Raw genomic sequence first — 18,498 nt, forward strand, 5'->3', positions numbered from 1 at the left:
GCCCCTCATCCTTGCGTCAGGATCAGGCCGCTGGTCGGCACTCCGGTCCCCGCGGTGACCAGCACGTTGGCGACGCCGCCCACCTGGTTCACCGAGGTGCCCCTGATCTGACGCACGGCCTCGGCGATGCCGTTCATCCCGTGGATGTAGGCCTCGCCGAGCTGGCCGCCGTGCGGGTTGACGGGCAACCGGCCGCCGAGCTCGATGCCGCCGTCCTTGACGTAGTCCTTCGCCTCTCCCCTGCCGCAGAAGCCGAGCTCCTCCAGCTGGTTGAGGACGAAGGGGGTGAAGTGGTCGTAGAGGATCGCGGTCTGGATGTCGGCGGGCGACAGCCCCGACATCTCCCACAGCCGCGTTCCGACCACCGACATCTCGGGCAGCCCGGCCATGTCGTCGCGGTAGTAGCTGGTCATCATCATCTGTCCCGCGCCCGAGCCCTGGGCCGCCGCCGCGATCACGGCGGGCGACCTGCGCAGGTCACGGGCGCGCTCGGCCGTGGTGACGACCAGCGCGACCGCCCCGTCGCTCTCCTGGCAGCAGTCGAGCAGGTGCAGCGGCTCCACGATCCACCGCGACGCCTGGTGCTCCTCCAGCGTGATCGGCCTGCCGTGGAACCACGCGGCGGGGTTGGTGGCGGCGTGCCTGCGCATCGCGACCGCGATCCTGCCGAAGTCCTCGGAGGTGGCGCCGGAGACGTGCATGTACCTGCGGGCGAACATCGCCACCCAGGCCGCGGGGGTCATCAGCCCGTACGGCACGTGCCAGCTCATCTCGAGCCCCTGCGAAGACGGCTCGCCGCCCACCCTGGCGTCGGGCTGGCCGAACCGCCGCCCCGAGCGCTCGTTGAAGGCGCGATAGCAGACCACGGTCCGCGCCGCCCCCGTCGCGACCGCCATCGCCGCGTGCATCACCGTGCCGCAGGCGGCGCCCCCGCCGTAGTGGACGCGCGAGAAGAACGTCAGGTCGCCGACGCCCACCTCGCGGGCGACGGCGATCTCCTGGTTGGTGTCCTGGGTGTAGGTGACCATGCCGTCCACGTCGGACGGCGTCAGGCCCGCGTCGTCGAGCGCGGCCAGCACCGCCTCGGCGGCCAGCCGCAGCTCCGAACGGCCCGACTCCTTGCTGAACTCCGTGGCGCCGATGCCCGCGATCGCGGCCGCGGCCCTCATGGCGCCGCCGTACCGTCGGCGGGCGAGGGCAGGCGGAAGGCCACGGCGGCGGTGGCGTGGTCGCCGAGGCTGACCTTGCCGCGCACCTCCACGGTGTACTCGCCCTCGTCGCACTCCACGACCGTGCCGGTGAAGGTCAGCCGGTCGCCCGCGTAGGCGGGGACGCCGAGCTTGACGTTGATGCGCTTGATCACGGCCTCGGGCCCGATCCAGTCGGTGACGTACCGCTCGACCAGCCCCATGGTGGTGAGGATGTTGAGGAAGATGTCCTTGGAGCCCTGCGCCCTGGCACCCTCGACGTCGTGGTGGACGGGGGTGAAGTCCATGGTCGCCAGCGCCGTGGAGACGATCAGCGTGGGGGTGAGATCGATCGACAGCTCGGGGAGCACCGAACCGATCTCGACCTGTCCTTCGGTCAGCGTACGCATCACGGCTCCCGCGGTGCCCACAGGGGAAGGGTCAGTTCGTCGTCCATCGAGCTGTACGTCACGCGCAACTCCATACCGATACCCACGTCCTCAACGGGACAGTCCACGATGTTGCCCACAATCCGCACCCCTTCCTGCAGCTCCACCACAGCCACCACAAAAGGCGTTTTCTTTCCCGGAACGGGCGGGTGGTGGTGGACGACGAAGCTGTAGACCGTGCCGAGCCCGGCCGCGACAATGTGGTCACGGTTGGCCGAGCGGCACGACGGGCAGAGCGGCCCCGGCGGGTGCCGCAGCTCGCCGCAGTCGCCGCAGCGCTGGATGCGCAGCTCGCCCTGCTTCACGCCCTCCCAGAAGAACGCGGTGTCCTGATTTATCGCCGGTTTCAGCGGATAGGGCTTCTTTCGCTCCTTGGGGCGAAATTTCAGGACCCTGAAGAGCATCTCGGCGACCGGGTCGTCGCCCGCGTACCAGGTGACGGTCCAGGTGGCGAAGTAGCCCTCGCCGAGCGCCGTCGTCTTCGGGCCTTTCAGCTCGGTGAAGCGGGTGGCGGCGGTGACCCGCTCCCCCACACGCAACGGCCGGTGGTAGGTGTGCTCGCAGTTGGTGGCGACCACGCCGGTGAACCCGGCCGCGTTGAGCGCGCTCATGATCTCGTCCACCGGGGTCTGCTGGCGCGGCCCGAGCCCTGGCATCGTCCACACCTGCGCCATCGCGGGCGGCGCCACCCCGTTGGCCAGGTAGGCGGGGTTCGTGTCGCCCATCGCGTCGAGCCAGTGCCTGATCATCGGCTCGTTCACGGGGTCGGCGGCGACCGCGCCGCGCACCTCGCCGAGCGCGGCCTGCTTGGCGGCGAGCTCCATGAGCTCCTCGTGGACGCCGGAGTCCCGCCCGCTCATCGCGGCGGCCTCGGCAGGGAGAGGCCCAGCATGGCGATCAGCTCGCGCTGCACCTCGTTGACGCCGCCGCCGAAGGTGAGCACGACCGCGCCCTTCACGCCGTGGTCCATGCGCTCCATGAGCTCGGCGGTCTCGGGGTCGGCGGGGTCGCCGTACCTGGCCAGGACGTCGCAGACGAGCCTGCCGATCTCCTGCATCCGCTCGGAGCCGTAGATCTTGGTGGCCGAGGCGTCGGGCGCGCCCAGCCAGCCGAGGTCCATGTTCGCCGCGACCTGCCAGTTCAGCAGCTCGTTCGTGCGGAAGTAGGTGTAGACCCTGGCCAGCGCCCTGCGCACGTCGGGCTCGGCGAGCAGGCCCTTGGCGCGCGCCCAGGACAGGAACCGGTCGTAGGTCTGGGCCAGGTTCCCGGCGGGGCCGAGCGTGACGCGTTCGTGGTTGAGCTGGTTGACGATGAGGTCCCAGCCCTTGTCCACCTCGCCGACCACCATGTCCTCGGGGACCCTGACGTCCTGGTAGTAGGTGGCGTTGGTGTGGTGGCGGCCGTCCATGGTGACGATCGGCGTCCACGAGAAGCCGGGGTCGGCGCAGTCCACGATCATCATCGTGATGCCCTTGTGCTTCTTGGCCTCGGGGTTGGTGCGGGCGGCCAGCCAGATGTACTGGGAGTAGTGCGCGCCGCTGGTGAAGATCTTCTGGCCGTTGACGATGTAGTGGTCGCCGTCCTTGACCGCGGTCGTGCGCAGCGCGGCGAGGTCGGTGCCGGCCTCCGGCTCGCTGTAGCCGATGGCGAAGTGGCACTCGCCGGCCAGGATGCGGGGCAGGAAGAAGTCCTTCTGCTTGCGCGTGCCGTACTGCATCAGCGTGGGGCCGACGGTCTGCAGCGTGATGATCGGGTACGGCACGCCCGCACGCGCGATCTCGTTGGCGAAGATCTGCTGCTCCAGCGGGCCGTAGCCGCCTCCGCCGTACTCCTTGGGCCAGCCGAGCCCCAGCTTGCCGTCACGGCCGAGCCGGCGGCAGTGGTCCATGTAGGCGTGGCCGAAGGGATCCTCCGCGATCTTCTTGCGGTCCTCGGGGGTGAGGCAGGCGCGGAAGTACTCCCGCAGCTCGTCGCGGAGCGCGCGCTGCTCGGGGGTCAGGTCGATCAGCATCAGAGGTGCGCTCCGATCAGGTCGAGCTGGGTGTCGGCGCCGCCCAGGAGGTGGGTCAGGTGCTTGGCCTGGGCGAAGTAGCGGTGCAGGGGGTAGGTCACGTCGAGGCCGAGCCCGCCGTGCAGATGCTGGCAGGTGAACAGCGCCCGGAACGCCTCGCTGACGTGGAATCCGGCGATGGCCACGTCGTCGCGGTCCATGCCCCAGGCGGCCGACCACATCGCGACGTCGAGGGCGCGCGAGGCCACGTAGACGTCGGCGATCTGCATGGTGACGGCCTGGAACTCGGCCAGCGGGCGGCCGAACTGCCTGCGGGTCCTGATGTGGTCGGTGGTCAGCTTGAGCGCTCCGGCGAGGACGCCGCCGGCCTGGGCGGCGACGGCGACGGTGACGATCCGCCGCAGGTCGTCGCCCGGGTCGGCGATGCGCTCGCCGCCCCGGTCGCGGATCGTGCCCGAGGGCTCGCCCGTGGCGGTGAACTCGGGGATCACCTCGAAGTCCTCGGTCAGGAACACGCCCTCGTCCGTGGCGTACAGGACGTGTGTGGCCTGTTGCGCGTACGGGACGCTCATGCCTCTGACGGCGACGGCGGGCAGGCCGTCGACCTGTCTGCCGTACCCGGCCAGGGCGAAGGAGGCGGCGAGGACGGGCAGCGCCGGCACGCCGGCGGCGACGGCGCCGACCTCGCGCAGCACGACGGCCATCTCCACCGCGCCGAGGCCCTCCTCCGGCGTGCAGATGCTCGTCAGGCCAGCCTGCTCCATGGCCGCCCATTCGGGGTTCTTGGCCAGGAGATCGGCGGCGAGGGTGCGCAGGTCCTGTTGGGTCTCGTCCAGGGTGAAATCCACTCAGCTCTCCAGTAGGTGCGTGCGGCCGTGCCGGGCGAACTCCGCCTCGATCACATCGATGTCCTCGCCGGTCAGCCTGGTGAACGCCGAGTCGCGGCGGAACCAGACGGGGTCGGAGGTGCGCCAGGCCTGCCCGGCCAGGACGCGTTTGAGTACCTTGTGCGACGCGGTCTGCGGCAGTTCCCCGCAGATCCGGACGTAGCGGGGGACGGCCTTGGCGCCCATCTCCCTGGTGAACGCCGCGAAGGCCGCCGGATCGAAGGGCCGGTCCAGCACGAGCGCCGCCATCACCTGGTCGCCCGCCGCCGCGTCGGGCACCGGGTAGACCGCCGCCTCGACCACCCCGGGCAACTCCCGCAGCGCCGACTCGATCGGCGCGACCGCCAGGTTCTCGCCGTCCACGCGCAGGCGCTCGGTGCCCCTGCCCGCGAAGAACACGAACCCCTGCGGGTCGGCGTAGGCGAGGTCGCCCGACCAGTAGGCGCCCTGCCTGACCCGCTCGGCGTCGGCCCCCGGATCGTTGTAGTAGCCGTCGAACAGGCCGACGCCCTTCACGTTGACCAGCTCGCCGATCGCCTCGTCGGGGTTGGTCAGCCTGCCGTCGACGAGGATCGCCGGTGGGCAGCGCCCGCCGGTGTCCTGGTTTCTGATCTCCACACCCTCGGGCAGCCTGCCCAGAGCGCCGCCGGGCCCCGACGGATCGGGGGTGATCGACACGGCGGTCTCCGTGGAGCCGAACGCGTCGATCACGAGGCAGCCGAAGCGCTCGCCGAAGCGTCTGATGGCGGTCGCGCTGCCCTCGTTCCCGAAGGCGATCTTCAGCGGGTTGTCGGCGTCGTCGGAACGAGGGGGCGTGGCCAGGACGTAGGAGAGCGCCTTGCCGACGTAGTGCAGGTAGGTGCAGCCGTGCCGGCGGACGTCGGGCAACACGCCCGAGGCGGAGAACCGCCTGCGCAGCGCCAGCGCCGCGCCCGAGGCCACGGCAGGGGCGAGGGCGGCCATGATCGCGCCCGAGTGGAACAGCGGCATCGGGCAGTAGACGACGTCGCCGGGGGTGAGCATCGCGGCGAGGCTGATCCCGGGAACCGCGATCTTCCGCTGCGTGACCCGTACCGCCCTCGGCGTCCCCGAGGTGCCCGACGTGAAGATCAGCATCACCAGGTCGTCCGGCGCCGCCTGACGGCCGCCGTGCTCCCCGGGGGCCGTCTCGGCGAGGTCACCCAGACGGCGTGCGGGAAGAGGCAACTGCCGCGCGAGGTGCTCGTAGGGGGCGTCCCAGAGGAGGAGGTCCACATCGGTGGCGGCGGCGTCCTTCTCCAGCTCCGCCGCCGACCTGGTCGGGTTGAGCGCGACCACCACGGGGCCGCCCAGCGCCGCCGCCCCGATAAGGAAGACCAGGTCGGGGACGTTCTCGCACAGGACTCCCACATGCCTGACCCCCGACAGGCGCCTGGCGTGGGAGCGGCAGCGGCCCACGACCTCGCGCCACGTCCACGAGGAGTCCTCGAAGAGCAGCCCAGGGCGGTCGTCGTCGGCTCGTCGGTGGAGTAAGGCGGCGAGCGTGTCCTCGGTCATCCGGCCTCCCAGCAAGCGCTCGCTCAACCGATCCGCAAACTAGAACAGATTCTACTAACTGTCCAGTGGCCGACCGCGGACGGCCGGCTCGAATGTCGTGCGGCCTGTGACTCGTGAGTAACAAGCGAGGGCGGCGTCACATCGGATAACGTGTTCTCATGCGCCCTCCGCATGCGACGATCCCCGCGCATGACAACCAGCCCGACGCCGGCGCCCGCGGCAGGAGCCAGCGCCAGCGGCGCAAGCGCATAGTCCAGGCCGCCGCCGCCCTCGCCTCGCGGGGCGGGGTCGAGGCGATGCAGATGCGCACGGTCGCCGAGCGCGCCGGGGTCGCCCTCGGCACGCTCTACCGCTACTTCCCCTCGAAGATGGATCTGGTCGTCGCGGTGGTCGGCGAGGAGATCGACCTGCTGGAGAGCAGCATCGAGCGGCGCCCGCCGAGCGCCACGACGGCGTCGGGGCGCGCGGTCGACGTCCTCATGCGCGCCACCCGCGGCCTCATGCGCGAGCCCGAACTGGCCGACGCGCTGATCAGGTCGTTGATCCTGGCCGAGGTCGAGACGCCGTTCGGCGACCGGATGGCGGGGCTGCTGCTGCGCGTGGCGGGCGGGCCCGACGCCTCGGAGGAGCACCTGGTGCTCACCGGGCTGTTGTCGAGCGTGTGGGTGCAGGAGCTGCTGGAGATGCTGCGCGGGCGGCGCACCCACGAGCAGATCCAGCGGCGCATCGAGATCGCCGCGACGCGGCTGCTGTCAGACTTCTGACCCGCACGAGCTTCTGACCCGCACGAGCGGGTCACTTCGGCGGGCGCTCGCCTGCCGTACCCGAGAAGGCCGTATCCAAGAAGGCCGTACCCGAGAAGGTGCGGCGGTAGGCGTGCGGCGAGACGCCGACCACCGCGTGCAGGTGCTGGCGCAGGGAGGCGGCGGTGCCGAAGCCCGCGCGCTCGGCCACCTGGTCCACCGGCAGGTCGCTGACCTCCAGCAGGTGCCTGGCGAGCTCCACGCGCTGCCCGATGAGCCACTGGCCGGGGCTCATGCCGACCTCCTCCCTGAACCGCCTGGTGAAGGTGCGCCTGCTCATCCGGGCGTGACCGGCCAGGTCGTCGAGGAGCAGCGGCTCGTGCAGCCGGGCGAGCGCCCACTCCCTGGTGCGCGCCGTGCCCGACGCGGCGGGCTCGGGCACGGGACGCTCGATGTACTGCGCCTGGCCGCCGTCGCGCCACGGCGGCACCACGCACCGCCTGGCCACCTGATTGGCGACCTGGCTGCCGTGGTCGCGCCTGATGAGGTGCAGGATCAGGTCGACGCCCGCGGCGGCGCCCGCCGACGTGAGCACGTCGCCGTCGTCGACGAACAACACCTCGGGGGCGACCTTGACGCCGGGGAAGTGCTGCTGGAACTCCTCGGCGTGGGCCCAGTGCGTGGTCGCCGGACGGCCGTCGAGCAGCCCCGTGGCGGCCAGGACGGAGGCGGCCAGGCAGATCGAGACCATGCGCGTGCCCTGCCGTACCGTCGAGAGCGCCTCGGCCAGCCCGGACGGCAGGTCGGCCGGCCCCCTGACATCGCCGAACCACTCGGCCGCGGGGATGACGACGGTGTCGGCCGCGGCCAGGACCCCCGCGTCGTGCTCGACCACGATCGAGAAGTCGGCGTCCGTCCGCACCGGGCCGCCGTCGAGGGAGCAGGTGATGACCTCGTAGCGCCCCTTCGCCGTGCCGAAGATGCGGGAGGCGAGACTGAGCTCGAACGGGATGACGCCGTCGAGGGCGAGGACCACCACACGATGCATGGCCCAATCCTTACACATCTTGGCCATTGGGCCACTTGGCCGCCGGCCCGCTCAGCCGCCAGGGTGGAGGCATGAGAGCAATCAGCCAGGACGTTCTGGGCGGACCCGAGGTCCTCAAGGTGATCGAACTGCCGCGCCCCACGCCGGGGCCGACCGAGGTGCTGGTGCGGGTGCACGCGGCGGGGCTGAACCCGACGGACTGGAAGCACCGCGCCCACGGCGGCTTCCTCGGGCAGCCGCCGTTCGTGCTGGGCTGGGACGTCTCCGGCGTCGTCGAGGAGGTCGACACCGGCGTCACCCTCTACCAGCCCGGCGACGAGGTGTTCGGGATGCTGCGCTACCCGTTCGGCAACGGCGCCTTCGCCGAGTACGTCACGGCTCCGTCCAGGACCTTCGTCCCCAAGCCTGCCGAGATCGACCACGTCCAGGCGGGCGCGCTGCCGCTGGCCGCGCTCACCGCGTGGCAGGCCCTGGTCGACACCGCGGGCGTGCGGTCGGGGCAGCGGGTGCTCGTGCACGCCGCCGCGGGCGGCGTCGGCCACCTCGCCGTCCAGATCGCCAAGGCGCGCGGCGCCCATGTCATCGGTACGGCGAGCGCCGCCAAGCACGACTTCCTCCGCTCGCTCGGCGCCGACGAGCTCATCGACTACCGCAACGAGGACTTCACCGAGCTGAAGGACGTCGACGTGGTCCTCGACACCATCGGCGGCGACTACGGCTCCCGCTCCCTGGAGACGCTGCGTCCCGGCGGCACGCTGGTCTCGATCGTCCTGTCGCGCGTGGACGAGGAGCTGGCCGCCAAGGCGGGCGCGCTCGGCGTGCGGGTGCGGAACATGCTGGTCGAGCCCGACCACACCGGGATGAGGGCCATCGCCGCGCTGGTCACGGCGGGCAGGCTGAAGGCGGAGATCGCGGCGGTACTGCCCATGGAGGAGGCGGCCAAGGCGCACGCGCTCGGCGAGACGAACAGGACGGCCGGGAAGATCGTCCTGGAAATCGGGCCTTCCACGGCAAAGTAGAACGCGTTACCGTTTGCCTCCAGAGCATCATTCTGGAGGCTGCTGTGACCACACCGGTGATCGTCGAGGCCGTCAGGACCCCGATCGGCAAGCGTGACGGCTGGCTGTCGGGGCTGAAGCCCCAGCAGGTGCTCGCCGCGGCCCTGAACGGGCTGATCTCCCGTGCGGGGATCGACCCTCAACTGGTGGAGCAGGTGTTCACCGGGTGCGTGACGCAGGCGGGCGAGCAGGGCGGCCATGTCGGACGGCACGCGTGGCTGTACGCGGGCCTGCCGTACCAGACGGGCGTGACCACGATCGACGCGCAGTGCGGGTCTTCACAGCAGGCCGTGCACCTGGTGGCGGCGCTGATCCAGGCAGGCGTGATCGAGGTCGGGGTCGCCTGCGGGGTCGAGGTGATGAGCAGGGCGCCGCTCGGCAGCAACGTGTTACCGGCCAAACCGCGGCCGGACGACTGGGCGATCGACCTGCCCGACCAGTTCACGGCCGCCGAGCGGATCGCCAGGCGGCGCGGACTGACCAGGGAGCGGCTCGACTGGTTCGGCGCCAGGTCGCAGCGGCTGGCCGCCAAGGCGTGGGCCGACGGCCGGTTCGCCAGGGAGATCGTGCCGGTGGGCGAGGTGACCAGGGACCAGGGGCTGCGCGAGACCACCGAGGAGAAGCTGGCCACGCTGAAGCCGGTGCTCGGCGAGAACGGGTTCCACACCGCCGGCACCTCGTCGCAGATCTCCGACGGGGCGGCCGCGATGCTGCTGATGAGCGCGTCGGCGGCCCGGCGGCACGGCCTGCGGCCCAGGGCCCGCATCCTCGCGCAGACGCTGGTGGGCGCGGAGCCCTACTACCACCTGGACGGCCCGGTGGACGCCACGGCCGCGGTCCTGCGGCGGGCGGGGATGACGATGGGCGATCTCGACAGGTTCGAGGTGAACGAGGCGTTCGCGGCGGTCGTGCTGTCGTGGGCGTCGGCGCACGAGCCCGACATGGACCGGGTGAACGTCAACGGCGGCGCGATCGCGCTCGGCCACCCGGTCGGGGCCACGGGGGCCAGGCTCGTGACGACGGCGCTGCACGAACTGGAACGGGCGGACCTGTCGACGGCGCTGGTGACGATGTGCGCGGGCGGCGCCCTGGCCACCGCCACCGTCCTGGAGCGCACCCCGTGACCTCGCGCACGCCGTACGCCGACCAGCGTCCGCGGGATCTCGGCGGCGGGGTGCGCAGCGTGCCGGTCCCCATTCCCGGCAACCCGCTCGGCTACACGCTGGTCTACGCCATCGACTCGCCGCGCGGGCCCGTGCTCGTGGACGCCGGATGGAACCACCCCGACGCCTGGCAGGCGTTGCGTACCGGCCTGGCCGAGCTGGGGACGGACGTCTCGGCGGTCAGCGGCGTGGTCGTCACCCACTTCCATCCCGACCACGCGGGCCTGGCGGGACGGGTGCGCGAGGAGTCCGGCGCGTGGATCGCGATGCACGAGGAGGACGCACGGCTGGTCAAGCTCATGCGCGGGCTCGGCGAGCGCGCGCACCGCGACTTCCAGTCCGAGATGCTGCGTCGCGCGGGCGCGCCCGGCCTGACCCTCGAGGACGGCGCGCGGCCGGAGCCGCCCGCCGAGCCCGACCTGGAGCTGCGTGACGGCGACCTGATCGACCTGCCGGGGCGGACCCTGCGCGCCGTCCACACCCCGGGGCACACGCCCGGCCACCTGTGCCTGTTCCTCGAGGACGCCGCCCGGCTGTTCACCGGTGACCATGTGCTCCCCGACATCACCCCTCATATCGGGATTTATCCGTATGACAGGGACGACGTCGACCCGCTCGACGACTTCCTCACATCCCTGGACAAGGTCGCCGCCCTGGGCCGTACCGAGGCACTCCCCGCCCACGAACGGATCTTCGACGACACCGCCGCGCGCGCCGCCGAGATCCGCGCCCACCACGAGGACAAGCTGGTCCGGCTGGCCGCCCTGCTCACCGAGCCCCTGACCATCTGGGAGACCGCGGGCAGGATGACCTGGAACCGGCCATGGGCCGACCTCTCCCCCATGCTCAGGGGCATGGCCGCGGGTGAGGCCGCCGCCCATCTGCGCGCCCTGGAGGCACGTGGCCGGATCCGGCGCCTCCCAGAGGTCGATCCCGTGCGCTTCGTGGCCGTAGACTCCTAGACATCCGATGTCTAGAGGGGGTTACGTGGCGGTCACCGACGCGGCCATCGACAAGATCAAGCAGATGATCCTCTCCGGCGAGCTCTCCCCGGGCGACAGGCTGCCCAAGGAGGCCGACCTGGCCGAACGCCTCGGCCTCTCGCGCAACTCGCTGCGCGAGGCCGTACGGGCGCTGGCGCTCATCAACGTCCTCGACGTACGGCAGGGCGACGGCACCTACGTCACGAGCCTCGAGCCCAGGCTCCTGCTCGACACGATGTCCTTCGTGCTCGACCTGCACCGCGACGACACCGTGATCCAGTTCTTCGAGGTGCGCCGCATCCTCGAACCCGCGGCCACGGCGATGGCGGCCGCCGCGATGTCCGACGACGACGTCGCCGAGTTGAAGAACATCCTCGACTCGCTGCCCGCCGAGCCGACCATCGAGGAGCTGGTGGCCAACGACCTCACCTTCCACCAGCGCATCGCCCAGGGCGCGGGCAACGCCGTCCTGTGCTCGTTCATCGAGAGCCTGTCGGGGCCGACCACCCGCGCCCGCATCTGGCGGGGCCTGACGCAGGAGGGCGCGATGGAGAAGACCCAGGAGCAGCACACCGCCATCTACGAGGCGATCGCGGCCCGCCAGCCCGAGGTGGCCCGCTCCTGGGCCATCGTCCACGTCGCCGGCGTCGAATCCTGGCTCAAGAAGGCCCTCTGACCGGCTCGGGGGTAGCCAGCTGTGTACATCAGTGACATCAACCCCGGCCAGACGCTGCTGGACCTGCAGCGCGCCGCCTACGCCGTCGAAGCGGAGATCATCGGTGACGACCGCATCCCGCCCCTGCGCGAGTCGCTCGACGATCTCCTCGCCCAGCGGCTCCTCTGGAGGGGCGCCGTCGACGACGACGGCACCCTGATCGGTGCCGTGGCCTGGTCGGACACCGGCCACGAGATCGACATCGACCGCCTGGTCGTCGATCCCCGCGCGCACCGCAGGGGCGTCGGCCGGGCGCTGGTCGCCGAGCTGCTCGACCGGGCGGGCGGGAAGCGGGTGATCGTCGCCACCGGCCGCGACAACCTCCCCGCGCGCACGCTCTACGAGAAGCTGGGCTTCACCACCGTCGAGGACGTCGAGGTGATCCCGGGGCTGTGGATATCAAGGTACGTACTTGGCTTCTCCCCGCCATGAATGACGGGGATTCTCCCGCCTCACGGCGGGATGGTTACTGCTGCTTCTACGCCGCTTGCGCGGTGGAGGTTTCGGGCGGTGCCAGGGTCGGGATTGCCGTGCCTGGTCTTACCTGCCCTTCACAGTCGTTTCGGGTGTCCGCCAGGCCGGCGGCCACGTCGTTCGGGGACCGAAGGCGGATGCCTTCGGCGAGGATGTTGAGCGCGGCGGCGATGTCGCGGTCGTGGTGCTCGCCGCAGCAGGGGCAGTCCCATTCGCGGACATCCAACGGGAGTTTCCCGATCTTCCAGCCGCAGCACGGGCACAGCTGGGAGGAGGGATACCAGCGGTCGAGCTGGATGAACTCGCGCCCGTACCGGGCGGCTTTGCCTTGCAGGAGCCGCAGGAACGCGCCCCAGGCGGCGTCATTGACGCTCTTGGCGAGCATGCCCCGTGCCAGGCCCCGCACGGCCAGACCTTCCACATGCACCGCTTGGTTCTCGCGGATGATCGTGGTGCTGGTCTGGTGGAGGAAGTCTCGACGGGCGTCGGCGACGCGTCCGTGCTGGCGCGCGAGCTTGATCCGGGCCTTGGTGCGATTGGCGCTCCCCTTCTGCTTGCGTGACAGGGCACGCTGGAGTTTCTTGAGCTTGCGCTCCCGGCGGCGCAACCACTTCGGATTCGCGATCTTCTCGCCCTCGGACGTCACCGCGTAGTGGGTCAGCCCCACGTCGATCCCCGTCTCCGCCTCCGTCGCGGGAAGGGTCTGGCTGTCGTCTGGCACGTCGATGACGAACGAGGCGAAGTATCGGCCCGCGGCGTCCTTGATGACCGTCACGCTGGACGGTGGAGCGGGTAGCTCGCGCGACCACCGGACCTCGACCTCGCCGATCTTCGCAAGATACAGAGCGCCTCCGGAGCGGAGCTTGAACGCGTTGGTGTTGAACCGGGCCGACTGGCGGGGATCATGGCGGGATCTTCTGCAACTCCGTGCCGCTGATCCGCCTCCGGCCGGCCTTCCAGGCGGCTTTTGCGCCGTGCGAGCGCGTCGTTCCACACCGCGCGGACACACCCGAACGTCCGGGCCAGCGACTCCCGCTGGGGCGCATCCGGGTACAGCCGGTAGTTGTAGCGCAGCTTCACCGAACACCACCCCCTTTCGCGACCTTGACGTCCCGCAGACTCGAACACGTTATCGTCTGGCCTGTGATCGTGTAAGGCGAATACTGGCGTGGCAGACAGGTGGTTTCTGCGATGCACGTCCGTCTGGTCTTTGTGACCAAATACCGGCGCAACGTGTTCAACGACGAAATGCAGCGCCGCTGCGAGAAATCATGATCGAAGTGTGTGACAGCTTCGAGGCCGAACTGCGCGACTTCAACGGAGAAGACGACCACGTCCACCTCCTGGTCCACTACCCGCCCAAGATGGCGGTCTCCAAGCTGGTCAACTCGCTCAAGGGCGTCTCCTCGCTCTACCTGCGCAAGGAGTTCACCGGCCACGTCAACCGAGCCATCATGCACGGCCACTTCTGGTCACCCAGCTACTTCGCCGCCTCCCGCGGCGGAGCCCCGCTGACCATCATCAAGGCCTACATCGAACAACAGCGCCGACCAACGTGACCGTCCCGGGTCCGCGCTCTGAAGGCCGAGGCTTTCTGCGGACCTTCGGTAACGGGTAGGACCCGGATGTGGCTGACAAGCTCGAGCGCTACCGAGACAAGAGAGACCCTTCCAGGACCCCTGAGCCGATCCCCGAGCAGCCGCCCGAGACGGGGGGCGACGACACGTTCGTGATCCAGGAGCACCACGCCAGGTCGCTGCACTGGGACCTGCGCCTGGAGCGCGACGGCGTGCTCGCCTCGTGGGCGATCCCCAAGGGCCTGCCGGAGGACCCCGAGACCAACCACCTGGCGGTGCACACCGAAGACCACCCGATGGAGTACGCGACGTTCGAGGGCGAGATCCCGCGCGGCGAGTACGGCGGCGGCACGATGACCATCTGGGACCGGGGCACCTACGAGACGGAGAAGTGGTCCGACCGCGAGGTGAAGGTGATCCTGCGCGGCGAGCGGGCGCGGGGCAGGTTCGTGCTGTTCCAGACGCACGGCAAGAACTGGATGATCCACCGCATGGACCCCCGCCAGACGGACCCGCTGCCCGAGCTCGCCCCGATGACGCCGGTCACCAGGACCAGGTCGCCGAAGAACGCCGAGGACTACTCCTTCGAGTTCGCCTGGGGCGGGCGCAGGACGCTGGTTCCGATCGAGGGCGGGCGCACCACCGTGCCGCTGCTGCGTCCGCTGGCCGAGGGGTTCGGCAGCCGTACGGCGGTGCTCGACGGCGAGCTCGTCACCATGTCGGGCACCGAGATCTTCATCGCCTACGACCTGCTCTACGACGACGGCAGGTCGCTGGTAGCCGAGCCGTACCTGCGGCGGAGGGCGGCGCTGGAGGCGCTGGAGATCGCCGGCCCCCGCTGGCAGACCGCGCCCGCGTGGCGCGGCCAGCCGGGCCCGGTACGGCAGGCCGCCCGCGACCAGGGCCTGCCGGGCGTGGTGGGCAAGCGCCTCGACTCCCCCTACGAGGAGGGGGAGTCCAAGTCCTGGATCCTCATCCCGTCGACGCCCTGACCAGGCCCTCCGACGCGAGCTCCGCCCACAGCTCCTCCGGCGCCGGCTGCGCCGCCAGGGCGGTGTTGCGCCGCACCTCGTCGGCGGTGCGCGAACCCAGCACGATCGACGAGACCGCGGGGTGGCGCAACGGGAAGGCGATCGCCGCCTGCGGCAGGGTCACGCCGTGCCGTCCGCAGACCGCGGCGATCTTCCTCGCCCGATCGACCAGCTCGGCGGAGGCGGGAGCGTAGTCGAAGGTTCCGCCGGGCTCGTCGGTCGCCAGCAGTCCGCTGTTGAAGACCCCTGCCGCGATCATCTGGACGCCGCGGGCGGCGCACTCCTCCAGCAGCGGCAGGCCCGACTGGTCGAGCAGCGTGTAGCGCCCCGCCAGCATGACGACGTCGATGTCGGTCTCCTGGACGAATCTCAGCGGCAGCCGCCACTGGTTCATCCCGAGCCCGATCGCCCGCGCCGCGCCCTCGTCGCGCAGGGCGGCCAGCGCCGGGTAGGCCTCGGAGAGGGCCTGCTCGGCGTGGTCGTCCGGGTCGTGGATGAGGGCGACGTCGATCGAGGGCAGGCCGAGGCGGCCGAGGGAGTCGTCGAGGGAGCGGCGCACGCCGTCGGCGGAGAAGTCCCACCGCCTGCGCAGGTCGGAGGTGACTGCGAAGCCTTCGGTGTCCGGCCCCGCCTCGCCCCGCTCGAGCAGCCTGCCGACCTTGGTGGACAGCACGTAGCCCGCGCGCCCGGCCAGGGCCGCGCCGAGCCGCCGCTCGGACAGGCCGAGGCCGTAGTGCGGAGCGGTGTCGAACAGGCGCACCCCCGCCTGCCAGGCGGCCTCGACGGCGGCGCGGGCTTCCTCGTCGCTCACGGGCGTGAACAGGTTGCCGATGGGCGCGCCGCCGAACCCGAGCCTGGGCAGTGCGAGGGTCATGCCATCTCCCACACCAGCGTGAGCCCGCCGGAGTCCTTGTCGAAGTCGCCGTCGAGCAGGCGGTTCATCCGGGCCTGCCACGCCTGGTCGGCGGGGTGGTCCTTCATCGCCGCCTGCAGGGCCGCGTAGTCGTCGACCTCCACGACGTGGAACAGGTCGAGGCCGTCCCGCCAGATGCGCCAGGAGTGGACGCCGTTCTCGCGCATGGCCCGCTCGAGCTCGGCGGGGATGGTGGCGTGCTCCCTGTCGTAGATCTCCTCGCAGCCTGCCCTGAGCCTGGAGCGGAGCGCCAGCCGCTGCATCAGTCCTGTGCCTTCCCGCCGGCCACCCGGCTGATCATGAGCGCCACCAGGATGATCACGCCGTAGACGAGCTGCTTCCACTCGCCGGGCACGCCCTTCAGCGTGAGGATGTTCTCCACCAGGCCGATCACCAGCACGCCGGTGAGGGCGCCGAAGATCGTGCCCTTGCCGCCGTCCATGCTGACGCCGCCGATGACCGCCGCGGCGAACACCATGAAGATCCAGCCCACGCCCTGGTTGGCGCTGATGCCGCCGAGGCGTCCGGTCTCCAGGATGCCCGCGAGCGCGGCGAGGGCGCCGCCGATGATGAACACCGTCCAGACCACGCGCTCGACGCGGATGCCCGCGGCGCGGGCGGCGTCGGCGTTGCCGCCGATGGCGTAGAGCGAGCGGCCCACGCGGAAATAGCCGAGGACGACGATGCCGACCGCGAACAGCACGCCCGCGATCCAGATCGCCGCGGGGAGGCCGAGCCAGGTGGCGCTGCCCAGGTAGAGCAGGGAGTCGGGCAGCTCGAACAGGCTCTTGCCGCCGGTCAGTCCGAGATGCAGGCCGTGCACGACGATCAGCATGGCCAGCGTCACGACGAACGCCGACAGCTGGAACTTCAGGATCAGGAAGCCGTTGAACGCGCCGATCGCCGCGCCGATGAGCAGGCAGATCGGGATCGCCAGCAGGCCCATGCCGCCCGAGGCGGCCGGGATCATCAGCACCGTGATCGCCGGCGCCATGCCGACCGTCGACTCCAGCGACAGGTCGAACTTGCCGGCGATCAGGATCAGCGCCTCCGCCAGCACGACGAGCGCGAGCGCCGACTGCTGCTGGAGCACGTTGGTCAGGTTGCCGGGCGTGAGGAACACCGGGTCGACGAAGGCGCCCACGACCAGCAGGAGGACGATCACCGGTACCAGCGTCAGGTCCCTGAACCTGGTCAGCCTCAGCCTGGGCCCCGGCGCGGTCACCGCGGGCGGCGCGGACGGGGTGGTCGATGTGGTCACTGTTCGATACCTTCCATCACGGCCACGAGCTCGTGGTCACTCCAGCCACGCGGCACGTCCTTCACGACCCTGCCGTGGAACATCACCAGCACCCTGTCGCAGACGCGCAGGTCGTCCAGCTCGTCGGAGACCAGGACGGCTCCCGCCCCCCGCTCGACGGCGTCCTCCACGGCGCCGAGCAGCGACTGCTTGGCCTTGACGTCCACCCCGGCGGTCGGGTTGATCACCACCAGCGCCCTGGGGTCGTCGGCCAGCGCCCTGGCCAGCACGACCTTCTGCGCGTTTCCTCCCGACAGGTCGCCGACGGGCTGGTCCGGGCCCTCGGTTTTGATGTCGAGATCCTTGATCATCTGTGCGGCCCGCTCGCGCCTGCTCCCGGGCGGAACGAAGCCGAACCTGCCCAGCTTGTGCGCGATCGGGATCGTCGCGTTCTCCGCGATCGACAGCAGCGGGACGAAGCCCTCGTGATGGCGGTCCTGCGGGACGAAGCCGAGCCCCGCCCTGAGCGCGGACGGCACGTCCCTGATCGGGGTGCCGTTGACGCTCACCACACCCGTGTCGGGCCTGCGCAGGCCCACCAGCGTCTCGGCCAGCCCGATCTTGCCGCTGCTGCCCGAGCCCGCGAGGCCGACGATCTCGCCGGAGCGCACCGTGAGGTCGACGCCCTCGTAGCGGTCGCGCAGCGACAGGCCCTTCGCGGCGAGCACCACGTCGGAGCCCGCCGTACGGGCGCGGTACTCGTAGGCGGCGGTGGCCTCCCCGGTCATGGCCGCGACCAGCTCGTCGTGCGGCAGGTCGGCCACCACCGCGGTCATGATGTGCCTGGCGTCGCGGAAGACCGACACGCTCTGGCAGATCTCGTAGACCTCGTCGAGGTGGTGCGAGATGAACATCATCGTGACGCCCTGCTCGCGCAGCGCGCGCATGCGCTCGAAGAGCCGCTCGATGGCGGGGCCGTCGAGCTGGGCGGTGGGCTCGTCGAGGATGATGAACGTCGCGCCGAAGGAGAGCGCGCGGGCGATCTCCACGAGCTGGCGCTGCTCGACGCCGAGGTCTCCGGCGAGCGCGTCGGCGTCGATGTCGACCTGGTAGGTCTCGAGCACGTCGCGCGCGCGGGCGCGCAGCCCCTTCCAGTTGATCAGGCCGCTGGTGGTCTGCCGGTTGAGGAAGAGGTTCTCCGCGACGGACAGCTCGGGGATGATCGTCGATTTCTGGTAGACGCAGGCGACCCGCCGGCGCCAGGCGTCCCTGTCGGCGAGGGCGGGCGCCGCCTCTCCCGAGAACAGCACCTCGCCCTCGTCGGGACGCTGGAGCCCGGTCAGGATCGACACCAGCGTGGACTTGCCCGCGCCGTTCCTGCCGACGAGGGCGTGAGTCTCGCCCTCTTTGATGGTGATGCCGGCTCCGTTCAGCGCCACGGTCGGGCCGAAGCGCTTCACGATGTTCCGGGCTTCAACGTGAT

19 protein-coding genes and 2 pseudogenes are annotated in these 18,498 nt (G+C 70.8%); 8 read left to right on the top strand and 13 right to left on the bottom strand.

The genetic code is table 11. The annotated features are described in order from the left end of the window. Positions 1 to 5 precede the first annotated feature (5 nt). The 6 genes from H4W81_RS28885 to H4W81_RS28910 are packed head-to-tail and all read right to left on the bottom strand — an operon-like array spanning position 6 to position 6,070. Positions 6 to 1,169, bottom strand: a complete 1,164-nt coding sequence (locus H4W81_RS28885) for a lipid-transfer protein (RefSeq protein ID WP_192777703.1) — start codon at positions 1,167 to 1,169, stop codon at positions 6 to 8. Next, positions 1,166 to 1,597 (bottom strand): MaoC family dehydratase, encoded by a 432-nt coding sequence (locus H4W81_RS28890; protein WP_192777704.1) that lies wholly within the window; start codon positions 1,595 to 1,597, stop codon positions 1,166 to 1,168. Before H4W81_RS28890 ends, H4W81_RS28885 begins: the two co-directional genes overlap by 4 nt. Further along, complete coding sequence (locus H4W81_RS28895) at positions 1,597 to 2,496, bottom strand: bifunctional MaoC family dehydratase N-terminal/OB-fold nucleic acid binding domain-containing protein (protein ID WP_192777705.1); 900 nt, start codon at positions 2,494 to 2,496, stop codon at positions 1,597 to 1,599. Before H4W81_RS28895 ends, H4W81_RS28890 begins: the two co-directional genes overlap by 1 nt. Next, positions 2,493 to 3,647, bottom strand: a complete 1,155-nt coding sequence (locus H4W81_RS28900; RefSeq protein WP_192777706.1) for an acyl-CoA dehydrogenase family protein — start codon at positions 3,645 to 3,647, stop codon at positions 2,493 to 2,495. Before H4W81_RS28900 ends, H4W81_RS28895 begins: the two co-directional genes overlap by 4 nt. After that, positions 3,647 to 4,495: an acyl-CoA dehydrogenase family protein gene (locus H4W81_RS28905; RefSeq protein WP_192777707.1), complete on the bottom strand. Its 849-nt coding sequence runs from the start codon at positions 4,493 to 4,495 to the stop codon at positions 3,647 to 3,649. The genes H4W81_RS28900 and H4W81_RS28905 overlap by 1 nt, the downstream gene beginning before the upstream one ends. Then, entirely contained in the window at positions 4,496 to 6,070 is a 1,575-nt protein-coding gene (locus H4W81_RS28910; RefSeq protein ID WP_192777708.1) for an AMP-binding protein, read from the bottom strand. Between the two features lie 158 nt (positions 6,071 to 6,228). Between H4W81_RS28910 and H4W81_RS28915 the strand changes: the two genes are divergently transcribed. Further along, positions 6,229 to 6,834, top strand: a complete 606-nt coding sequence (locus tag H4W81_RS28915) for a TetR family transcriptional regulator (protein ID WP_192777709.1) — start codon at positions 6,229 to 6,231, stop codon at positions 6,832 to 6,834. 31 nt (positions 6,835 to 6,865) lie between these two features. On the opposite strand, the gene H4W81_RS28920 is transcribed toward H4W81_RS28915, so the two are convergent. Next, a complete protein-coding gene (locus tag H4W81_RS28920) occupies positions 6,866 to 7,861 on the bottom strand; it encodes a GlxA family transcriptional regulator (protein ID WP_192777710.1) in 996 nt (331 codons plus the stop codon). A gap of 71 nt (positions 7,862 to 7,932) precedes the next feature. Here H4W81_RS28920 and H4W81_RS28925 point away from each other — a divergent pair, with 71 nt between their 5' ends. The 5 genes from H4W81_RS28925 to H4W81_RS28945 are packed head-to-tail and all read left to right on the top strand — an operon-like array spanning position 7,933 to position 12,212. After that, positions 7,933 to 8,880: an NADP-dependent oxidoreductase gene (locus tag H4W81_RS28925; RefSeq protein WP_192777711.1), complete on the top strand. Its 948-nt coding sequence runs from the start codon at positions 7,933 to 7,935 to the stop codon at positions 8,878 to 8,880. Between the two features lie 44 nt (positions 8,881 to 8,924). Then, positions 8,925 to 10,043, top strand: coding sequence for a steroid 3-ketoacyl-CoA thiolase (locus tag H4W81_RS28930; protein WP_192777712.1), 1,119 nt, complete (start codon positions 8,925 to 8,927; stop codon positions 10,041 to 10,043). Further along, on the top strand, positions 10,040 to 11,044 hold the full coding sequence (locus H4W81_RS28935) for an MBL fold metallo-hydrolase (protein ID WP_192777713.1): 1,005 nt from the start codon (positions 10,040 to 10,042) through the stop codon (positions 11,042 to 11,044). The genes H4W81_RS28930 and H4W81_RS28935 overlap by 4 nt, the downstream gene beginning before the upstream one ends. A gap of 25 nt (positions 11,045 to 11,069) precedes the next feature. Beyond that, on the top strand, positions 11,070 to 11,741 hold the full coding sequence (locus tag H4W81_RS28940) for a FadR/GntR family transcriptional regulator (protein ID WP_192777714.1): 672 nt from the start codon (positions 11,070 to 11,072) through the stop codon (positions 11,739 to 11,741). Between the two features lie 21 nt (positions 11,742 to 11,762). Continuing rightward, on the top strand, positions 11,763 to 12,212 hold the full coding sequence (locus tag H4W81_RS28945; protein ID WP_192777715.1) for a GNAT family N-acetyltransferase: 450 nt from the start codon (positions 11,763 to 11,765) through the stop codon (positions 12,210 to 12,212). A gap of 46 nt (positions 12,213 to 12,258) precedes the next feature. On the opposite strand, the gene H4W81_RS28950 is transcribed toward H4W81_RS28945, so the two are convergent. Then, a complete protein-coding gene (locus H4W81_RS28950) occupies positions 12,259 to 13,344 on the bottom strand; it encodes an RNA-guided endonuclease InsQ/TnpB family protein (RefSeq protein WP_318782015.1) in 1,086 nt (361 codons plus the stop codon). Continuing rightward, positions 13,269 to 13,451: pseudogene (locus H4W81_RS50150) on the bottom strand (helix-turn-helix domain-containing protein); the annotation flags it as partial. The pseudogene H4W81_RS50150 and the gene H4W81_RS28950, both read right to left, overlap by 76 nt. On the opposite strand from H4W81_RS50150, the pseudogene tnpA reads away from it, so the two are divergent. Both tnpA and H4W81_RS28965 read left to right on the top strand, forming a co-directional pair. Then, positions 13,446 to 13,813, top strand: a pseudogene (gene tnpA, locus H4W81_RS28960) (IS200/IS605 family transposase). The pseudogenes H4W81_RS50150 and tnpA overlap by 6 nt on opposite strands. Positions 13,814 to 13,881: 68 nt before the next feature. Further along, entirely contained in the window at positions 13,882 to 14,823 is a 942-nt protein-coding gene (locus H4W81_RS28965; RefSeq protein ID WP_192777718.1) for a DNA polymerase ligase N-terminal domain-containing protein, read from the top strand. Here the strand turns inward: H4W81_RS28965 and H4W81_RS28970 are convergent. The 4 genes from H4W81_RS28970 to H4W81_RS28985 are packed head-to-tail and all read right to left on the bottom strand — an operon-like array spanning position 14,804 to position 18,475. Then, on the bottom strand, positions 14,804 to 15,736 hold the full coding sequence (locus tag H4W81_RS28970) for an aldo/keto reductase (protein ID WP_192777719.1): 933 nt from the start codon (positions 15,734 to 15,736) through the stop codon (positions 14,804 to 14,806). The two genes, H4W81_RS28965 and H4W81_RS28970, sit on opposite strands and share 20 nt — an antisense overlap. Further along, positions 15,733 to 16,038, bottom strand: coding sequence for an L-rhamnose mutarotase (locus H4W81_RS28975; RefSeq protein WP_192777720.1), 306 nt, complete (start codon positions 16,036 to 16,038; stop codon positions 15,733 to 15,735). Before H4W81_RS28975 ends, H4W81_RS28970 begins: the two co-directional genes overlap by 4 nt. Continuing rightward, positions 16,038 to 17,036, bottom strand: coding sequence for an ABC transporter permease (locus H4W81_RS28980; protein ID WP_318782016.1), 999 nt, complete (start codon positions 17,034 to 17,036; stop codon positions 16,038 to 16,040). Before H4W81_RS28980 ends, H4W81_RS28975 begins: the two co-directional genes overlap by 1 nt. Then, positions 17,033 to 18,475 carry a sugar ABC transporter ATP-binding protein gene (locus H4W81_RS28985; RefSeq protein ID WP_318782017.1) on the bottom strand — a complete coding sequence of 481 codons (1,443 nt, stop codon included), beginning with the start codon at positions 18,473 to 18,475 and terminating at the stop codon, positions 17,033 to 17,035. The genes H4W81_RS28980 and H4W81_RS28985 overlap by 4 nt, the downstream gene beginning before the upstream one ends. Between the last annotated feature and the right edge of the window lie 23 nt (positions 18,476 to 18,498).

It is taken from the genome of Nonomuraea africana (assembly GCF_014873535.1).
GTDB lineage: Bacteria > Actinomycetota > Actinomycetes > Streptosporangiales > Streptosporangiaceae > Nonomuraea > Nonomuraea africana.